This is a genomic window from Flavobacterium sp. AC267 (assembly GCF_979258715.1).
Map to the genome: position 1 here is coordinate 4,381,314 of NZ_OZ409875.1, position 18,285 is coordinate 4,399,598.

An 18,285-nucleotide genomic window follows, 5' to 3' on the forward strand; every position below is an offset into this window, starting at 1 on the left:
CACGATAAGAGGGCGTATAAGCGCAAAATATTTTTGCCCTCTTATAGGGTGGTGGCACGCCCAATTGATCAGCCTTATTTTCGGTTGACCTTTCCAGTCTTCAAATCAACAGTAAAATGATCTGCAGGAACTTCGTGCATGAATTTATTGAAGATAATAAAGAACAATTTCATTTGTTTTTGCAAAGGTTTAGAAGTCTCCTCTTTTAAATCTAAAATCAATTTTGATAAAACTTGATAAGTCTTCACTCTCTTTTCTGAAACATCGGCAAGAGCCAGTTCATCAGCACTTCTAAAACGATAAAAGTCAATTAAAAGATCATTTCCTGTCCAATTAAGATCTTCTTTTTTGAGATTGCTTTTCTTTAAAATCGCTGTCGCTTTTTCTTCTGCTATTTTCCATTCTTTTTCAAATTGACTTTTGTGTTTTAAGATAAAATCAAAATCTTGGCTAGATTGTATGTTTGCTAAAACCAATAAATCCTGAGCAGAAACGTTTAGAATAAAATCCTTGAAAGCAGAAGGCCAATCGTCTTTTAAAAATCTAAGACGGACTAATTCTTTCAAATGAAAATCGGTAAAATCGTGGTAATTTTTCGTTTTCAAAATGTCGATATTCCAAATATCTTTGGAGTTCTGACTTTCTAAAAATTGATATTCCATTTTATACAAATCGAAAAGTTCATCGTATCTTGGAACTTCGTCGATTGTAATAGTTTGAATATCGACTACATTATCTTTTTTTAGCGTAAGTAATTTATAGGCAGGAATGTAAGCGGCAAGCGACGGCGTTTGAATGTTTACTAAAGTGTTTCCTTTTTCTGTCGTACGCACTCCTGTATCGTTAATATGCATGTGTCCGCCAAAATGAATCTGCAATCCAGCATCTGCAAAAACCTGCGCCACTTCCTCAACTGGAACTCTGTTTAACTGCCATTTATTAGGGCCTAATAGTTCTTTTATTTCTGCGGAAGCGTCATCATTAAAATCAATCATAGGAAAATGGCTGAAGGCAACTAAAGTTTTTCCTTGTTTTTTGGCTTGAGCCGAAATCTCTTCGACCCATTTAATTAAATGTTTTTTGTTTGAAAGCACATTATTATAGCCCGTACTTGCTTCAGAATAACTTTTGGAATCTTTTGGATCTCCATCATTTTTCTTTGGGATGTAAACATTCCCGTCAATAGCCATTAACCAAAGTCCGTCAATTGGTTCTACGACATAGCTTACATCTGGAACTTGATAACCTGGTGCCACTTCATAAATACGATTAGTTAATAAAGCGCTTTCTGAAGCTTTATCAAAACTGTAATTTTCATTGGTATATTTTGAAAAAGGAGTTGCCCAGAATTTATATTTCTTATTCGGATAAAAACCATAATCTTTAAGATTGTCCGTTATTCCCAAATAACCCATTTTAGCAATATCGGCCGTTACAACAACAGGCTGTTCTATGTTTAAATTTGGCCTATACATGCCTTCTTTGCTATAAATGGGCTGACTTTTACCTTCTTTTCCTAAAAAATCTTCTTTACCCGATTCCTGTGCAAAAGGGCCGACTGGATCGTGATTTCCTGTCGTAATAAAAAATTCTATTCCGTACTTTTTACTGTATTGTTCTAAAATTCTGGCTAATCCGCGAACGTGAATGGGCTGACCATCATCTGTATAATCACCCGGAAGTGCCACGTATTTGATTTTTCGCTTTGCGATATCTTCTAATGCTCTGCTAAAAAAGCAAAATAATTTTCGTTAAAAATTCGGGTAGAATGAAGTCGCGACGACATTGTTCGCACTAATGTATATTGTCCTGTCTTAGGGTTTAGAACGCCTCGATAATCTGAATCTGAGAATTCTCCAAACAAATCCTGCAAATGAACATCGGATAAAAAAGCAACTTGTGTTCCGTTTAAATTTTGTTTTTTCTGCGCGCTAATCGAAGAAATAGAAAAAAGAAAAACGGTACATATATTCAATAATAAAATAACTCTCGTTCGCATAAATAGTTTAAGGTATAGAAATGGGCGATTTATAATTTTATATTCTAAAAATAGAAATGCAATTTTATCGATTCTAATACAACTTGTGTTTATCCTATTGTTATCGAAAGATAATATTTGTGTACGCTAAAAATTAAGTAAAGCGTATAATTCCTCATAGGTATGAAAAAGTACCGCGCCTTCTTCTTCTAAATCTTCGTTATTGAAACCATTTGCAAAACCATACACTTTAAAGCCACCGCTAACGCCTGCTATTACTCCAGCTTTACTGTCTTCTAAAACGACACAATCTTTTACATCAAAACCCATTTCTTTTGCGGCATGCAGAAATATTCCTGGATCTGGTTTCCAGCTCTTGATTTGATAGGAACTAAATATTTTATTTTCAAATTTATCTAACAATCCCGCAACCTCGAGATTCAATCTAATTTTATCTTCGGGGCCGCTGGAAGCTACGCAATATGGGATTTTTAATTTTTCTATAAATTCAACCACGCCTTCCATAGGTTTAACCTGCGTTTTGAAAGCTTCAAAACTTTTTTGACGGTATTCTGTTTCAAAATTTTCAGGAAGTTTTTGATCAATTGCTTCTTCAATATGTCTAAAACAATCTTTTAAATTACGGCCGTTAAAACTGCGATAAGCATCTTCAATTTCCATTTTGAATCCGTGCTCCGATGCCATTTCAAGCAATATTCCGTTGCCTATTTTTTCTGTATCGACTAAAACTCCATCACAATCGAAAATAATACATTTAACCATTTTTGTTGATTTTCATTTAATTACAATTCTTACTTGCACAAAAGCCAAGTATTGAAATTTACGAAAAAATAATCTATTCTTTTTCTAAAGTTTTCTTTCTGATTTACAAGCTTCCGTACAGAATTACACCTTATTTGTATTTTCATTTAATTTTCGATTTGTACTTTTATGGAATACTATCAAACCCACATATAAAATATTAAAACACTACATTTTGAAAAAACATATTTTATTCCTCGCCATTCTTGCAGGTAATTTAGTCGCTATTTCGCAAAATAAAATCATTACGATTTCTAATAATTTGTCGATTGACAGAGAATTTGAAACTATTGAATTAACTAAAAAAACGCTCGGCTTAAATTCTAATGCAAAACTGGAAGATTATGCTGTAAAAGATTTAAGTTCAAACTCCTATTTAGAAACACAAACAGTAGACAATGATGGTGACGGAATTATGGATGTTCTTTTGTTTCAGCCAAAAATAAAAGCTTCTTCCAAACAGGATTTTCAAGTTATAGGTGGAACAAATACTTCGGCATCAAAAACAATCAATTGCTATTCGAGATTTGTTCCTGAAAGAACGGATGATTATACGTGGGAAAATAATAAGGTAGCTTTTAGAACATACGGCCCTGTCGCACAAAAAATGGTAGAAGACAATATTCCAGGCGGCACTTTAACCAGTGGTATTGACGCATGGCTAAAAAGAGTCGATTATCCAATTATTAATAAATGGTACGAAAAAGCTACAAACGGAACTGGAACGTATCATAAAGATACGGGAGAAGGTTTGGATAATTTTCACGTAGGCGACAGTCGCGGAGTGGGCGGAATTGCTGTAAATGTTGATGGAAAATATTATTTTTCTAAAAATTTTATCAGTTGGAAAACCATAACAAATGGACCAATTAGAACCAGTTGTATTTTAACCTACGCCGACTGGGATGCTCAAGGCAATAAAATAACCGAATCGAAATTAATTAGTCTGGATTATGGAAGTCAGCTTTCACGTTTCGAAATCAATATAACAGGAACTAAAACTATTGTCGCGGGATTGACACTTCACGACAAAAAAGGCACGATTGGTACAAATCTTAAAAAAGGATGGCTAAGTTATTGGGAACCAATTGATGATTCTGAAATTGGTTTAGGCCTAGTGGCTCCAAAAGGTTCATTAATTAGTTTTGACAATTATGTAACCGATGAAAAAGATTTAAGTAATCTTTATGGAAACATCTCTGTTAAAAACAATAAGGCTGTTTATTATGTTGGTTTTGGATGGAAAAAAGGAAGTCCGTTCCAAACCAAACAAGAATGGGAAAATTATTTAACCTCTTTTGCTGAGAAAATTAATAATCCGTTGATTGTAAAAATTAAGAATTGATTATAAAATATAGCCCGCGGTTTCAACCGTGGGAACGCAATGCATCATCGCAGATTCGTCTCTCGCGGTTTCAACCGTGGGAACGCAATGCATCATCGCAGATTCGTCTCTCGCGGTTTCAACCATGGGAACGCAATGCATCATCGCTTGTTCGTCTCCCGTGGTTTCAACCGCGGGAACGCAATGCATCATCGTAGATTTGTTTCCCGTGGTTTCAACCGCTAGAACACAATGCATCATTGCTCTTTCGTCTCCCGCGGTTTCAACCGTGGGAACCCAATGCATCATCGCAGATTCGTCTCCCGTGGTTTCAAACGTGAGAACACAATGCATCATTGCTCTTTCGTCTCCCACGGTTGAAACCGCGGGCTATGTAAAAATATTGAGATCGTAATTTATAATCAAAAAAACTGCGTAAAAAATTTTATCTCCTCACAGGAAAATAGTTCTCCTTTAAAATAATTTCAAGCGGAATATAATTGGTGCTTTCAACATCTTCTTGTAAAACCAGCTTTTTATATAAATAATTAATCCCCATATAACCTTGGTCTTCGGGTCTTTGGTTAATTAAAAAATCGATTATGCCTTTGTTTAAATATTCAATATTTTCTTTCAGCAAATCAAAACCAATGATTCGAACGCCTTTTATATTATTTTTTTCTAAAAATTCAGCAACTATATAAGCTCTTGAATTTGGAACAAAAATGTCGCTTACGCCAGAAAACATTTCCAAACTCAACTGATCGATTCTAGAATCTTTTAAAGTAACTTCAGAAAATTTAAAATTAGTCAGTTCGTTATGATCTTTAAAATAAGAATAAAATCCGTCGATACGCTGTAAATAAACCGATGTACTTTCAATTTCTCTTGTAATTTTAAAAATCAAAACCTGTCTTTCATTTTTTACTGCAAAACTAATTAACCTTCCAGCCAAATAACCGCTTTGAAAAGCATCCTGTCCCACATACGCGTGATCATTCCCTTCGGCAATATTGGAGTCGATCATGACAACTGGAATATTTTTCTTTTGATATTCATTCAAAAAACGAATAGAATCTTCATAAAAAATGGGTGCAAATAAAAGTCCGTCGCAATCAAATTCTAATACTTTTTGCGAAGATTCTTTAAAAGATGTAAGATTATAATCGTAGAAAAAATAATCTAAGACTATTCCGAATTTACTAAACTCAACAGTCGCTTTTTCGATTCCATCAACCTGACTTTTCCAATATTCTAAAGTTTCTGATTTTGGAAGAAAAACAGCAAAATGAAATTTCTTATTTAAAGCCAGATTACTTGCCAGTATATTTCGTTTATAACCAAACTCTTCAATTATTGCATTGACCTTATCCACAGTTTCCTGCGCCACCTGCCCGCGCTTGTGTATAATTCTATCAACTGTTCCCGGCGAAACATTCGCTAATTCGGCAATTTTTTTAATTGTTATGATATTGATTGTTTTTAAGTTAAAAAAATAAAAGCAGTGCTGTAAAATTAATTTATTTTATCAAAAATAAGTTGTTTTACACTTCATTTTACATACATTTGTAAAGTACCGTGTACGCACACGCAAATATACACATAACAGTAAAAAAACAATTCTTTTTTTCTGTTAATCAACTAAAAAACACTATTAAAAACCAAAATACTATCTAACGAGATGATACTAGATTCACTCCATAATGCGACAAAATACTACGGCCTGCATCCGAACTTTAAAAAAGCATTCGAATATGTAAATCAAACTGATATTGCAAACCTTGAAGAAGGCACATTTGAAATTGGTGAAGGTTTAAAACTAATTGTAATTGTCGGACAGGGAAATACAAAAGAAGAAGCCGTTAAAGGATTTGAATGCCATGATAAAAATATTGACATTCAGATTTCAATCAAAGGACCAGAAACTTTTGCCTGGAAACCAAGGGAAAAATGTGTAAATCCAAATGGCGATTACAGCGACGAACGAGATGTTCGCTTTTTTCATGATGCACCAGATACGTTTTTTCAAATGCAGGAAAAACAATTTGCCATATTATTTCCAGAGGATGTACACACAGCAATGATTGGTGAAGGAGAATTGAAAAAGATTGTAATTAAAGTAAAAATATAAGTCATGAGTACTATTCAAAATTCGATAGAAGTGATTCTAAAACAAGGAATGCTTCCTTTATATTTTAATGCAGATGAATCGAAAAGTATTGCTGTTTTAAAAACACTTTATAATAGCGGCATACGAGCTGTCGAATATACCAGCAGAGGTCCAGAAGCGCTTTCCAACTTTAAGAAATTAATTGAAATTAGAAATGCTGAAATGCCGGGAATGTTATTAGGAATTGGCACCATCAAAAACTTAGCTCAGGCAGAAACTTATTTTTTAGCTGGAGCTGATTTTTTTATAAGTCCGGGTTTCGTTCCTGAAGTTGCTTCATTCCTAATTGGTAAAGAAGTTTTGTACGCTCCAGGATGTATGACTCCAACAGAAATTATTACTGCTGAAAACGCCGGAGTAAAATTTATTAAGCTTTTCCCTGGAAATATTTTAGGACCTGATTTTATGAGCGGTATCAAAGATATTTTTCCAAACCTAATTTTTATGCCAACCGGAGGTGTAGACACTACTCGTCAAAGTATTGAAACTTGGTTTAATGCTGGGGTTTCTGCAGTTGGAATGGGAAGCAAATTAATCAGTAAAAAAGTAATGGATTATGAAGCTTACGACACAATCGAAAAAGAAACCGTAAGAGTTTTAGAATTAATTGATAACATCAGAAAGTGAAAGTCCAAATTTTAAATTCCAAATTCCAAAAGCGAAGAATCAAACACATATGGATTTTTATTTCTAAATTGGAATTTCAAATATTGGAATTTGGAATTTCAAATATTGGAATTTCAAAAAACAAATAGTATAAATACCTTATTTTTCAAATTGGAATTTGGAATTTAAAGTATTGAATTTTAAAATAAATTAATAAATGGATTCAATATTCAATTTAAAAGGAAAGATTGCACTTATTACAGGTGGTGCAGGAGTATTAGGGAGCAACTTTGCAAACGTTTTGGCAAAACAAGGCGTTATTGTCGGAATCGTTTCACAATCACTTGAGAAAGCAGAGAAAACAGTAAAAAACATAGAAGCTAACGGCGGACAGGCATTTGCTATTCAAGCCAATGTTTTAAACAAAGAAGAATTAGAAAAAGCAAAAGATTTCATCGCTGAAAAATATGGCCGACTGGATATCTTAATTAATGCGACAGGCGGAAATATGCCGGGGGCGACAATTCAGCCGGATCAAGCAGTTTATGATATGAAAACAGATGATTTGCAAAAAGTTGTCGATTTGAATATCATTGGAACCATGCTTCCTACACAGGTTTTTGCAAGCACTTTTTGCAAAACAAAAATCAGGAAACATCATTAATATTTCATCTGCATCGGCGCAAAGACCTTTAACGAGAGTTGTAGGTTATTCTGCTTCAAAAGCGGCTATTGACAACTTTACACAATGGATGGCAGTTGAATTAGCACAAAAATATGGCGAAGGAATTCGTGTAAATGCTATTTCCCCAGGTTTCTTTATTGGAGAACAAAACAGAGCTTTATTATTAACTCCAGAAGGAAAACTGACTCCAAGAGGTGAAAAAATTATCGACCACACGCCAATGGGAAGATTTGGAACACCAGAAGATATCGACGGCGCTCTTTTATTTTTATGCGGCGACATGTCGAAATTCGTTACGGGAACAATCTTAAAAGTTGACGGCGGATTTGCCGCAACTAGCATTTAATTTTTTAGTTACGATCTCTCCTGCAAGGTTTTCAAAACCTTGTAGGTATTATTTTTAGTTATCTAGATGTGTAATTTAAACCTACAAGGTTTTGAAAACCTTGCAGGAAATCAAAACAAAAACAAATAAAATGGAACAAACATTAAGATGGTTCGGACCAAATGACCCCGTTTCTTTACAAGATATTAAGCAAACCGGCGCAACTGGAATTGTAACAGCATTACATCATATTCCAAATGGAGAAGTTTGGAGCATTGACGAAATTATTAAACGAAAAGTAGAAATTGAACACGAAGACGGCGATCCTAAAAAAGGTGCTTCAGGTTTAACTTGGTCGGTTGTAGAAAGTATTCCAGTTCATGAAGACATTAAAAAGCAAACTGGAAATTATCTTCAATACATTGAAAATTATAAAGAAAGCATTCGTAATCTGGCTTTATGCGGTATCAAATGTGTGTGTTACAATTTTATGCCGGTTTTAGACTGGTCAAGAACCGATTTGTCGTACACGGTTGAAGACGGTTCAAAAGCACTTCGTTTTGACATCAATGCATTTGCGGCGTTTGAATTGTTTATTTTAAAAAGACCTGGCGCTGACAAAGAATATTCTGCTGAACAGACTCAAAAAGCAAAAAGCTATTTTGAAGCTTTGAATGATGAAGATAAAATAAAATTGCGACGAAATATTCTGGCAGGACTTCCGGGTGCAGAAGAAGCATACACAGTTGAAGATTTCTTAGTTACATTAAGTGCTTACAATCATATTGACAGACAAACTTTAAAAGATAATCTTTTCTTCTTTTTAAAGGAAATTATTCCAGTTGCCGAAAGTAAAGGTGTTTTGATGGCTATTCATCCTGACGATCCACCCTACCCTATTTTAGGTTTACCAAGAGTTGTAAGCACCGAAGAAGATTTAATCGAATTAATGAATGCGGCGCCTTCAAAATCAAACGGATTTACAATGTGTACAGGTTCTTACGGCGTTCGTGCTGATAACGATTTGCCCGGCATTGTAAGACGTCACGGGGATAAAATGAATTTTATTCATTTAAGAAGTACGCAGAGGGATGAAGAAGGAAGTTTCTACGAAGCCAATCATTTGGAAGGCGATGTTGATATGTATGAAGTCGTAAAAGCGATTTTGGAAGTGGAGAAAAGAAACAATACCAAACTGCCAATGCGCCCAGATCACGGACACCAAATGTTAGACGATTTAAAGAAAAAAACAAATCCAGGGTATTCTGCCATTGGCCGTTTAAGAGGTTTAGCAGAACTGCGCGGGCTTGAATTAGGGATTAAGCGATCTTTATAAGTTGTTTTGCCACGAAGACGCTAAGGCGGAAAGTTTTTTTTACAGATTTGCTTCGCCTGCTCGCTATCATTCAGGTGGCAGATTGAGCAGACCATTATCAATTCATTAACAAAAAACAAACTGTAATTATATGATTTTTCTTCATTATTAACTTACTTTGTAGTAATTCTAAAAATTGTAATCCTATGAAAAAATTTAGTTTATTGGCAGTTACTTTGTTCGGTCGCTTTTACCGTTCAAGCACAGGACGTAGTAAAATTTGCTCCGCTTGATGCAAGTCCGGTTGATATTTCTTATTTCCCAAACAAAGCTGTTAAATTCAAAAAAACAGATAATCCAAATCCAGTTGTAAAAGTTACTTACGCAAGACCTTCTGCAAAGGGACGTACGATTTTTGGTGACATCGTAAAGTTTGGAGAAGTGTGGAGAGTTGGTGCTAACGAAAATACAGAAATCAAATTCTACAAAGCAGTAACAATTGGCGGTAAAAATATTCCTGCTGGATACTATAGTTTATTTGCTATTCCTGAAAAAGATAAATGGACGATCATTATCAATAAGGAATTGGATTTATGGGGTGGATATGCTTACGATGAAAGTAAAGATGTTGTAAGAGTTTCTGTTCCTGTTAAAGCAGTTTCTACTCCTATAGAAGCTTTATCAATTGCTTTTACAACTCAAGGTTCTGTAACAAATCTTGTTATTGGATGGGATAAAACGACAGTTGAATTGCCAATTACGATTAAATAAGTTTTAATGATATATGCCACGAAGGCACAAAGTCGCAAAGTTTTTTAAGCTTTGCGATTTTTTTTATTTAACAGCAAAGAGGAGATTTACGCAAGATCTCAAAGCTTTATCACGCAAAAAAACTTTATCTCTCGTCTCTTTTGCAAGATATCTTTATAACTTTGCAAGATATCTTTATAACAAAAAAATCCCTTTAAAATCTTATTTTCAAAGGGATTTTTGTAATTGTTTTTAAGCCTAAGCCTTAACGGTTTCTATAATTTTATCCAGCGTAATTGGTAAATCTCGTACACGTTTTCCGGTTGCATTGAAAACCGCATTTGCAATTGCAGGTGCCATTCCAACCAAAGCTGTTTCTCCTAATCCCTTTGTTCCCATTGGGTTGCTGATTGGATCTTTTTTATTAACGAAGAAAACTTCTTGTTTTTCAATATCCGCATTTACGGGAACATGATAATCAGCAAAATTGTTGTTTATCGGACGGCCGAAACGATGATCGATTTCTAAAGCTTCCATTAGTCCCATTCCCATTCCGCCTACAGCACCGCCGTACATTTGTCCAGCAGATGTTTTTTGGTTGATAACCGTTCCAATATCTGCACAGGAGACCACATGCGCCAGTCTTATTTTTCCCAAATTCGGATTCACTAATACTTTTACAAAATGAACTGAAAACGAATAAATCGAATATTTCTTAGCCTCTTCAGTTCCTTTTGATAAATTTTCTACTTCTAATCCGTCTAATTTATTTGTGCTCAATAAAGAAGTCAAAGTTAGGGTTTTGGATTTGTCTTTTTTAGAAGATATCAACCCATTCGAAAAAGATAAATCTGTAATCGCAGTTCCTTTAAATGCAGGATTTTCTACAGCTAAACCTAATAGTTTACTTATTAGCAAATTACAAGAATCATGAACCGCAGAACCTACAGATGAAGTCGTTGCCGATCCTCCCTGTGTTGGCCCTTTTGGTAAGCCACTTTTTCCCATTTCGATAATAACATTTTCTGATGGAATTCCGGTTATTTCGGCACCAATTGCTGTCATCATAGTTGCTGTTCCAGGCCCCATGTCATTTACACTGCATTGCAGTACTAAATTCCCATCGGGCAAAAATTTAGCTTTTACAGAAGTTGGATTTCTATAAGAACCAAAAGTTCCTGTTCCCATTCCGTAGCCCACAAGCCACTCGCCTTCTTTAACTGATCCTGGTTTATTTTTACGGTTTTTCCAGCCAATGCGTTCCATGCCGCCTTCGTAACATTCTAAAAGATATTTACTGCTCCACGGTTTATTTTGTTCCAGATCTTTTTCGGCATAATTTAATTTTCGAAACTCAATCGGATCCATATTTAATTTATGCGCCAATTCATCCATAGCCGATTCTAAGGCAAAAGAACCTGTCGCTTCTCCCGGGCCACGCATCCAAATTGGTGTACAAGTATCTAGAGGAACAATTCTGTAACGTGTTGAAACATTGGCACAATCATAAATAAATCGTGACATGTTTACAGTTCCTTCCATGAAATCCTCATAGCTAGAAGTCATTGCAACGGCTTCATGCGTTAAACCCGTTAATTTTCCAGCTTTTGTAGCGCCCAGACCCATTTTCTGAATCGTGTAAGGTCTAAAGCCAACGTTTGTAAACATCTGCTCGCGATGCAAAACTAATTTTACAGGTTTATTCAATTTCTTTGCACCAATTAAAGCGGCAATTTCATACGGCCAAGTGTGCAATCCCATTCCAAATGCACCACCAAGATATTCGGAGTGAACCTCAACATCTTCAATTGGCACTCCAAAAACTCCGGCAACACTTTTACGCGTTCCTTCAACACCTTGACTTTTGGTATATAAAGTCGGTTTATTTCCGTCCCATTTTGCTATAATATTTGCTAGTTCCATTGGGTTATGAACTTCAGTTGGAATAGTATATTCGGCTTCTAAAACTACTTCTGCATTTTTATAACCGTCATGTTCCCCGCGATGGTAATCATTTCCTTTATCGGTCTCGACTTTTTTCTCTTTATCTGCCGCTTTTTTAAGTTCAGTCGAATGTTCTTCTTTTAAATAATCGGCTTTAATTAAACTTGTCTGCGTACTGCATTCTCTCGAAAGTATCGGCAATAACCAACGCAATTGGCTGATCGTAATACAATACCGAATCATCTTTAAAAATCTGCGCGACTGACCAAAATTATTTTTGTCTTTTGCTTTTTGATACCCAGAAGGTTTATCTACATTTAAATGCGTAATGACAGCCAAAACTCCCGGCGCCCATTCTGCTTTTTTAGTATCAATGGTTTTGATTCTTCCTTTGGCAATTGTACTTCCAACCAAACAGGCATATACAACTCCAGGCGTTTTGTATTCGGCAGAATATGTTGCAGAACCTGTTACTTTAGCAAATCCGTCAACTCTATTAATATTACTTGTCTTGCTCATAATTCTAATTATTTTGATGCTCGCTATTGTAAGTGCTTCTGTTATGGCATTGGCTCCAAGTGTCAATTTAAAATCATTGTCACCGTATCCTCTTGCGTCTCTCATCGATAAATGTGTCGCTTGTTTGAATAATTCTTCTGAAATTGTTTTTCCTTTCAGAAATTCTTCAGCCTCAGTTAATCGCCATGGTTTATGTGCCACACCGCCCATAGCGAGTCTGACATCATTGATCTTATTATTTTTCAAATCTAAAGCCACAGCAACAGAAACCAATGCAAATGCATAACTGCTTCTATCTCGGACTTTTAGATAATGGACATTTTTAGTAAAATTATTATCCGGAATTTCAACTGAAGTAATTAATTCTTTATTTTCTAGGGTATTGTCTTTTTCTGGTGTATTCCCTGGAAGAGTATGAAAATCTGTGAATTTAATTTGTCGTTTTCCTTTTGGTCCTTCCACCAAAACAGTGGCATCTAATGCGACAAGCGCCACACACATATCACTTGGGTGAACTGCAATGCGACTTTCTGAAGCTCCAAAAACAGCGTGCATTCTATTTGCTCCTCCAATAGCTCCGCGCCCACTTTTCGGAACGCGTTTATTGCAGGGCATATCGGTGTTGTAGAAATAAGAACAACGTGTTCGGCTGCAACGATATTACCTCCAACCGTTGCCATATGTCGTATTTGTTGCGACGCTCCGGTCGCTAAAGCCAAAGCCAGCAAAGGATGTTTTTCTTTGATGGAAGCATCTTCGGCAACCTGACTATTTTTTGCCAATGCACCTATTGAAACTTTTCCTTTTAAAAATTCAATTTGTTTTAAATCCAAAGCCGTAATATCGACCAGTTTATCTGGAGCGACCACATTCTTTTTCATTAAATCGACCAAGTTTGTGCCGCCGGCAATAAACATGGCATCACTTTCTTTTTTTATATTTGAAACAGCAGAAGATGCTGATAAAGCTCTAATTATCTGAAAGTTTTTCATAATTCCTTTCCTCCTTCCTTAACTTCAGTTATAGCATCAACAATATTGTGATACGCACCGCATCTGCAAATATTACCGCTCATATATTCACTTATTTCTTCTCTGCTGTTAGCATGCCCTTCTTTTATGCAGGCAATCCCAGACATGATTTGTCCTGGAGTACAATAGCCGCACTGGAAACCATCATGTTTGATAAAAGCTTCCTGCATTGGGTGAAGTTTTTTTCCATTTGAAAGTCCTTCAATTGTGGTAACCTGCGCATTTTGCCGCATGGATGCCAAAGACAAGCAAGATAAAATTCTAGTTCCATTTACATGAACTGTACAAGCACCGCACTGACCGTGGTCACAGCCTTTTTTAGTTCCAGTAAGTTGCAATTGCTCTCTTAACAGATCCAGCAAAGTTGTTCTGGGTTCGATGTTAAGATTGTGCTTTTTACCATTTACTTCAATAGAAAGCGGTACTGTCTCTAAATATTCCGCTATTTTTTCGTCCCATTTATTCTCGGATGCCATTACCAGTGACGGCGGTGTCAAGGCGAGAGCGGTAAAAAGTCCTGATTTTTTTATAAAGTCACGGCGGGAATTTGAGTCTTCCGGAGTTACTTTATTCGGATTTGTTTTCTTAGAAGCCATTCAGTCTATCTTTTAAATTAGCAAAATCACTTGGGGATTCTAACAAATTTAACCATCTTAATTCACAAAAAGTTATAAAATTCAAACATCATCGTTATTTAGAATTATTATGATTTCGTTGAGTTTTTACCGAAAAGGCGCTAAAGTTTTTAATCTTTAGTCGTGATTAAAAACACAAAATTCGCAAAGCTTTGTCAAGTACAGCTTTGTGAACTTTGCCTTTATATAAATTTCAAAATATAAAAAACTTGCGTGCTTTGCGGTTAAGTAAATCGGATTGAGTTCTTATTTTTTTATTTGTATTTTTACTAAATCAAGTCAAAATTATGTTTCAAAATCAAAATATTTATCTGGATAATAATGCAACAACTCGTATTGATGAGCGGGTTCTTGAAGCTATGCTTCCTTATTTTTCTGATCTTTATGCCAATTCTACAAGTCAGCACATTGCCGGATTAACCGTAAATGAAGCTGTGGAAAATGCATCCTGGCAAACCGCTAATTTAATTAATGCTGATGCAGAAGAAATAACCTTTACATCGGGTGCGACAGAAGCAATTAATTTAGCAATTAAAGGTCTGGCTGATCAGGATCGAAAACATATTGTAACTGTTGCTACTGAACACAAAGCTGTACTCGAAACCTGCCAGTTTATGGAGCGCATTGGTTTTGAAATAACGTATTTACCAGTCGCTAAAGACGGACTTTTAGACCTTAATCTTTTAAATGAAGCAATAACAGATAAAACACTGGTTTTCATCGGAATGTTTTCTAATAATGAAACTGGCGTCTTACAAAATATCAGTGAGATTTCTAAAATACTTAAAGCCCAAAATGTACTTTTTTTATGTGATGCTACGCAAGTTCGCTGGAAAAATTCCAATTGACGTTAAAACTTTGGGAATTGACCTTTTAGCCCTTTCTGCACATAAATTTTACGGTCCAAAAGGAATTGGGGCTTTGTATATTTCGGCGAAAGCCAAATTAAAACTTCTTCCACAAATTACAGGCGACGGACAGCAGCGTAAATTACGCGACTGGTACATTGAACGTGACTGGAATTATTGGTTTAGGTAAAGCATCTGAAATTGCTTTAAATCAATTAGAAGAAGATAAAAATAGAGTCGAACTATTACGCAATACATTAGAAGTTGGTTTACTTCAATTTGAGGGTTCTTTTTTAAACGGAAATACAGAAAACCGAATTTATAATACTACAAATATCTGTTTTCCAAATGTAAATTCAGAGCATTTAATTATGGGTTTGGGGAATATTTCGGTTTCAAATGGGGCTTCGTGCTCGGCGGTAACTTCTGAACCATCTCATGTTTTAAAAGCGATGGGATTATCTGATGAAGAGGCTTTGAGTTCGATTCGTTTTAGTCTGGGGCGTTTTACAACTTTGGAGGAAATTGAGATTGCTGTTGAGCGGGTTTTGGCTTTGGCTGGTGAATTTGCGGCAAAGGCGCTAGGGCACTAAGTTTTATTTGTTTTGTTTTTACGAAATAATCTCGCAAAGACACCGTCCCGATGCTTCGGGAGCAATTTTTTTATTTTTTGCAATTATGGTATAAAACTTTAATCCGTAGTAAGATATCGCCCCGATGGGGCTTAGAAATAAAAATCTTAACCTATTCTATAAATATTACACTCCTAAAGGAGTTTGCTACCAAAGCTTGAAAAAGCTTTATTTAATAAATTTAAAAAGAGTTTTAGCTAAGCCCTAGAAGGGTATTATATTATAAAAACTATAAATATATCACTCCTAAAGGAATTTACAACCAAAGCTTGAAAAAGCTTTATTTAATAATTTAAAAAAGAGTTTTAGCCAAGCCCTAGAAGGGTATTATATTATAGAAACTATAAATATTACACTCCTAAAGGAGTTTACAACCAAAGCTTGAAAAAGCTTTATTTAATAATTTAAAAAAGAGTTTTAGCCAAGCCCTAGAAGGGTATTATATTATAGAAACTATAAATATTACACTCTAAAGGAGTTTACGACCAAAGTTTGAAAAAGCTTTATTTAATGATTTAAAAAGAGTTTTAGCCAAGCCTAGAAGAGTGATATATTTATAGAAACTATAAATATATATCATTCCTAAAGGAGTTTACAACCAAAGCTTGAAAAAGCTTTATTTAATAAATTTAAAAAAAGTTTTAGCCAAGCACTAGAAGGGTGATATTTATAGAAACTATAAATATATCACTCCTAAAGGAATTTACAACCAAAGCTTGGAAAAGCTTTATTTAATAATTCAAAAAAGAGTTTAACCAAGCCCTAGGAGGGCGTTATATTTATAGAAACAAAAATAGCCAAAGTTAAATAGCTCCAGCGGAGCGAAATATAAAAATATTTGAACCTCTGCACACCTTTGTCCCTCTGTCCCTTTGTCCCTTTAAACCTTAAAACCTTAAAACCTTAAAATCAAGAAATCAACTTAGTATAATCTTCTTCCGTATCAATATCAATATTGCCTTTTGCAAAAGGAACTGAAACTGTATCTTCTAAATATTTTTTAATGATTTTTTTCGCTCCTTCCTGCCCTTTCAAATCCAACAATTCATTGAAATATTTTTTATGAAATAAAACCGGAGTTCCTAAGGTTTCAGAATAAGCTGAAGCGACAATTCCTTTTTGGGTTTTATGATATTCGGTTATAAGATTTTCAAATATTGAACTCGTAACAAAAGGCTGGTCACAAACTGCAAAAATACATTTTTCAGAATCTGGGTTTAAATGCAATATTTCTCTTAATCCTTTTACGATTGAAGATGACATTCCAATTTCCCAATCTTCATTGTAACATAATGTAATTGCGAGAGAATCAAGCTCTTTTTCGATCTTTTGATTGTTTGCGCCTGTTACGACTATTACAAATGAATTTGGAACATTTAGAGCTTCTGAAATCGTATTTTTTAAAAGTGTTGATTCTTTATATTCTAACAACTGTTTTGGTCTGCCAAGTCGTGATGAATTTCCTGCGACTAAAATGACAATTCCTGTTTTATCTTGAAATTTATTTTTCATACTCGATTTCGTCGTGAATTTTTCCCGCTTTATATTTTAAAGAAGTACCAAATCTTTCGGTAGAAAATGCTTTAATTTCAGACACAATTGAAAGTGCTATTTCTTCTGCTGTTTCGGCACCAACATCTAATCCTACTGGGCTGTAAATTCTTTTCAGCTGTTCTTCATTTACGTAAATCCCTTCCTTTTCCAGATCATCCAGCATTCGATTTAGTTTTGATTTTGGACCTAAAATTCCAATATATTGACAATTTGTTTCTAATAGTAATTTTAGAACTCCCAAATCGTATTTGTAATTGTGCGTCATCAAAACAAAATAGGTTTGATTATCTACTGTAATATTTTCTAAAAATTGTTCGGATTTTGCAGTAAACACCTGATCTGCTTTAGGAAAGCGCTTTGTTGATGCATGGGCAATTCGGCCTTCACCAACAGTAATTTTCCACCCTAAAATGGATGCCATTTGTACTAAAGGCTGTACATCATTTCCTGCACCTGCAATAACGAGCGAAATTGGCGGTTTTATATATTCGATTAAAGCTTCATTATCATTTTCCTGCTCGCAGTTTTTTTACGACAGATATTTTGGTTTCCAAAACTTCTTTTACATCTGAAATTAAACTCAAAACTTCATTATTATGATTTAAAATCGGACTGTCTTTTCTAAAAAACAATGTTGTTCCCATCTGAAAAGCATTTCTTTTTAGGGAAAAAAACGGTAACTATTACGGCTTCTTTTCTTTCTAATTCTAATTGCTGTAAAAGCTGAATTGGATTATTCTCAACGGCATCTTCAATAAATTCAAACAGAATATGTACAATTCCGTTGCATCCAAGCTGTAAACCGACTTCAGCATCATCTTCATTACTGGTATTGTAAGTAATCAGTTTATTTTGCTTTTGATGAATAGAAAGAAGTGCTTTTCGAAGTGCATCTCCTTCCAGACAGCCTCCGCTGATAGCGCCTGTAAGTTCACCATCTTCAGTTACAAGCATGCGTGCGCCGGGTCGCCGATAAGATGATCCTTCAACTTTAACGACTGTGGCCAAAGCTGTTTTCTTTCCTGATAATTTTGCCTTTGAATATGCTTTAAGTATTTGGCTGATTTCTTTCATAAATAATTTGCATCAACAAAATTGGCGTTGATGTATTTTGTGTAATCTATTATAAAAATACAAATTAATAAAA

General features: G+C 34.9%; 17 protein-coding genes and 2 pseudogenes. 8 read left to right on the forward strand and 11 right to left on the reverse strand.

Features of this window, described 5'->3' with window-relative positions:
- Positions 1 to 74: 74 nt before the first annotated feature.
- The 3 genes from ACZZ95_RS23195 to ACZZ95_RS23205 form a co-directional block, all read right to left on the reverse strand.
- The gene (locus tag ACZZ95_RS23195) at positions 75 to 1,688 is read right to left on the reverse strand and encodes a metallophosphoesterase (RefSeq protein WP_463470881.1); all 1,614 of its coding nucleotides are present in this window, start codon (positions 1,686 to 1,688) and stop codon (positions 75 to 77) included.
- Positions 1,689 to 1,717: 29 nt separating this feature from the next.
- On the reverse strand, positions 1,718 to 1,999 hold the full coding sequence (locus ACZZ95_RS23200; protein WP_463470882.1) for a hypothetical protein: 282 nt from the start codon (positions 1,997 to 1,999) through the stop codon (positions 1,718 to 1,720).
- 126 nt (positions 2,000 to 2,125) lie between these two features.
- A complete protein-coding gene (locus ACZZ95_RS23205; protein WP_463470883.1) occupies positions 2,126 to 2,761 on the reverse strand; it encodes an HAD family hydrolase in 636 nt (211 codons plus the stop codon).
- 214 nt (positions 2,762 to 2,975) lie between these two features.
- Between ACZZ95_RS23205 and ACZZ95_RS23210 the strand changes: the two genes are divergently transcribed.
- A complete protein-coding gene (locus ACZZ95_RS23210; protein ID WP_463470884.1) occupies positions 2,976 to 4,145 on the forward strand; it encodes a DUF4861 family protein in 1,170 nt (389 codons plus the stop codon).
- A 424-nt stretch (positions 4,146 to 4,569) separates the two neighbouring features.
- On the opposite strand, the gene ACZZ95_RS23215 is transcribed toward ACZZ95_RS23210, so the two are convergent.
- A complete protein-coding gene (locus tag ACZZ95_RS23215) occupies positions 4,570 to 5,640 on the reverse strand; it encodes a substrate-binding domain-containing protein (RefSeq protein ID WP_463471755.1) in 1,071 nt (356 codons plus the stop codon).
- Between the two features lie 165 nt (positions 5,641 to 5,805).
- Here ACZZ95_RS23215 and ACZZ95_RS23220 point away from each other — a divergent pair, with 165 nt between their 5' ends.
- The 5 genes and pseudogenes from ACZZ95_RS23220 (at position 5,806) to ACZZ95_RS23240 (ending at position 9,996) form a co-directional block, all read left to right on the forward strand.
- A complete protein-coding gene (locus ACZZ95_RS23220) occupies positions 5,806 to 6,255 on the forward strand; it encodes a NanQ anomerase/TabA/YiaL family protein (protein ID WP_463470885.1) in 450 nt (149 codons plus the stop codon).
- A 3-nt stretch (positions 6,256 to 6,258) separates the two neighbouring features.
- A complete protein-coding gene (locus tag ACZZ95_RS23225; protein WP_463470886.1) occupies positions 6,259 to 6,921 on the forward strand; it encodes a bifunctional 4-hydroxy-2-oxoglutarate aldolase/2-dehydro-3-deoxy-phosphogluconate aldolase in 663 nt (220 codons plus the stop codon).
- Between the two features lie 196 nt (positions 6,922 to 7,117).
- Positions 7,118 to 7,931: pseudogene (locus ACZZ95_RS23230) on the forward strand (SDR family oxidoreductase).
- Positions 7,932 to 8,061: 130 nt separating this feature from the next.
- Positions 8,062 to 9,246 carry a mannonate dehydratase gene (gene uxuA, locus ACZZ95_RS23235; RefSeq protein ID WP_463470887.1) on the forward strand — a complete coding sequence of 395 codons (1,185 nt, stop codon included), beginning with the start codon at positions 8,062 to 8,064 and terminating at the stop codon, positions 9,244 to 9,246.
- 390 nt (positions 9,247 to 9,636) lie between these two features.
- Positions 9,637 to 9,996 (forward strand): DUF2911 domain-containing protein, encoded by a 360-nt coding sequence (locus ACZZ95_RS23240; RefSeq protein WP_463471756.1) that lies wholly within the window; start codon positions 9,637 to 9,639, stop codon positions 9,994 to 9,996.
- A 237-nt stretch (positions 9,997 to 10,233) separates the two neighbouring features.
- Here ACZZ95_RS23240 and ACZZ95_RS23245 read toward each other — a convergent pair whose 3' ends face one another.
- The 3 genes from ACZZ95_RS23245 to ACZZ95_RS23255 are packed head-to-tail and all read right to left on the reverse strand — an operon-like array spanning position 10,234 to position 14,065.
- Entirely contained in the window at positions 10,234 to 12,993 is a 2,760-nt protein-coding gene (locus tag ACZZ95_RS23245) for a molybdopterin cofactor-binding domain-containing protein (RefSeq protein WP_463471757.1), read from the reverse strand.
- Positions 12,915 to 13,430, reverse strand: a complete 516-nt coding sequence (locus tag ACZZ95_RS23250; protein WP_463470888.1) for an FAD binding domain-containing protein — start codon at positions 13,428 to 13,430, stop codon at positions 12,915 to 12,917. Before ACZZ95_RS23250 ends, ACZZ95_RS23245 begins: the two co-directional genes overlap by 79 nt.
- Positions 13,427 to 14,065 carry a (2Fe-2S)-binding protein gene (locus tag ACZZ95_RS23255; RefSeq protein ID WP_463470889.1) on the reverse strand — a complete coding sequence of 213 codons (639 nt, stop codon included), beginning with the start codon at positions 14,063 to 14,065 and terminating at the stop codon, positions 13,427 to 13,429. Before ACZZ95_RS23255 ends, ACZZ95_RS23250 begins: the two co-directional genes overlap by 4 nt.
- 326 nt (positions 14,066 to 14,391) lie before the next feature.
- Between ACZZ95_RS23255 and ACZZ95_RS23260 the strand changes: the two genes are divergently transcribed.
- On the forward strand, positions 14,392 to 14,952 hold the full coding sequence (locus tag ACZZ95_RS23260) for a cysteine desulfurase family protein (protein WP_463470890.1): 561 nt from the start codon (positions 14,392 to 14,394) through the stop codon (positions 14,950 to 14,952).
- Positions 14,918 to 15,545: pseudogene (locus ACZZ95_RS23265) on the forward strand (cysteine desulfurase family protein). The gene ACZZ95_RS23260 and the pseudogene ACZZ95_RS23265 overlap by 35 nt, the downstream one beginning before the upstream one ends.
- Before the next feature lie 948 nt (positions 15,546 to 16,493).
- Here ACZZ95_RS23265 and ACZZ95_RS23270 read toward each other — a convergent pair.
- The 4 genes from ACZZ95_RS23270 to ACZZ95_RS23285 form a co-directional block, all read right to left on the reverse strand.
- Positions 16,494 to 17,096 (reverse strand): nucleotidyltransferase family protein, encoded by a 603-nt coding sequence (locus tag ACZZ95_RS23270; protein ID WP_463470891.1) that lies wholly within the window; start codon positions 17,094 to 17,096, stop codon positions 16,494 to 16,496.
- Positions 17,086 to 17,559 carry an XdhC family protein gene (locus tag ACZZ95_RS23275; protein ID WP_463470892.1) on the reverse strand — a complete coding sequence of 158 codons (474 nt, stop codon included), beginning with the start codon at positions 17,557 to 17,559 and terminating at the stop codon, positions 17,086 to 17,088. The genes ACZZ95_RS23270 and ACZZ95_RS23275 overlap by 11 nt, the downstream gene beginning before the upstream one ends.
- A gap of 85 nt (positions 17,560 to 17,644) precedes the next feature.
- The gene (locus ACZZ95_RS23280) at positions 17,645 to 17,782 is read right to left on the reverse strand and encodes a hypothetical protein (protein ID WP_463470893.1); all 138 of its coding nucleotides are present in this window, start codon (positions 17,780 to 17,782) and stop codon (positions 17,645 to 17,647) included.
- A complete protein-coding gene (locus ACZZ95_RS23285) occupies positions 17,760 to 18,212 on the reverse strand; it encodes an XdhC family protein (RefSeq protein ID WP_463470894.1) in 453 nt (150 codons plus the stop codon). The genes ACZZ95_RS23280 and ACZZ95_RS23285 overlap by 23 nt, the downstream gene beginning before the upstream one ends.
- Between the last annotated feature and the right edge of the window lie 73 nt (positions 18,213 to 18,285).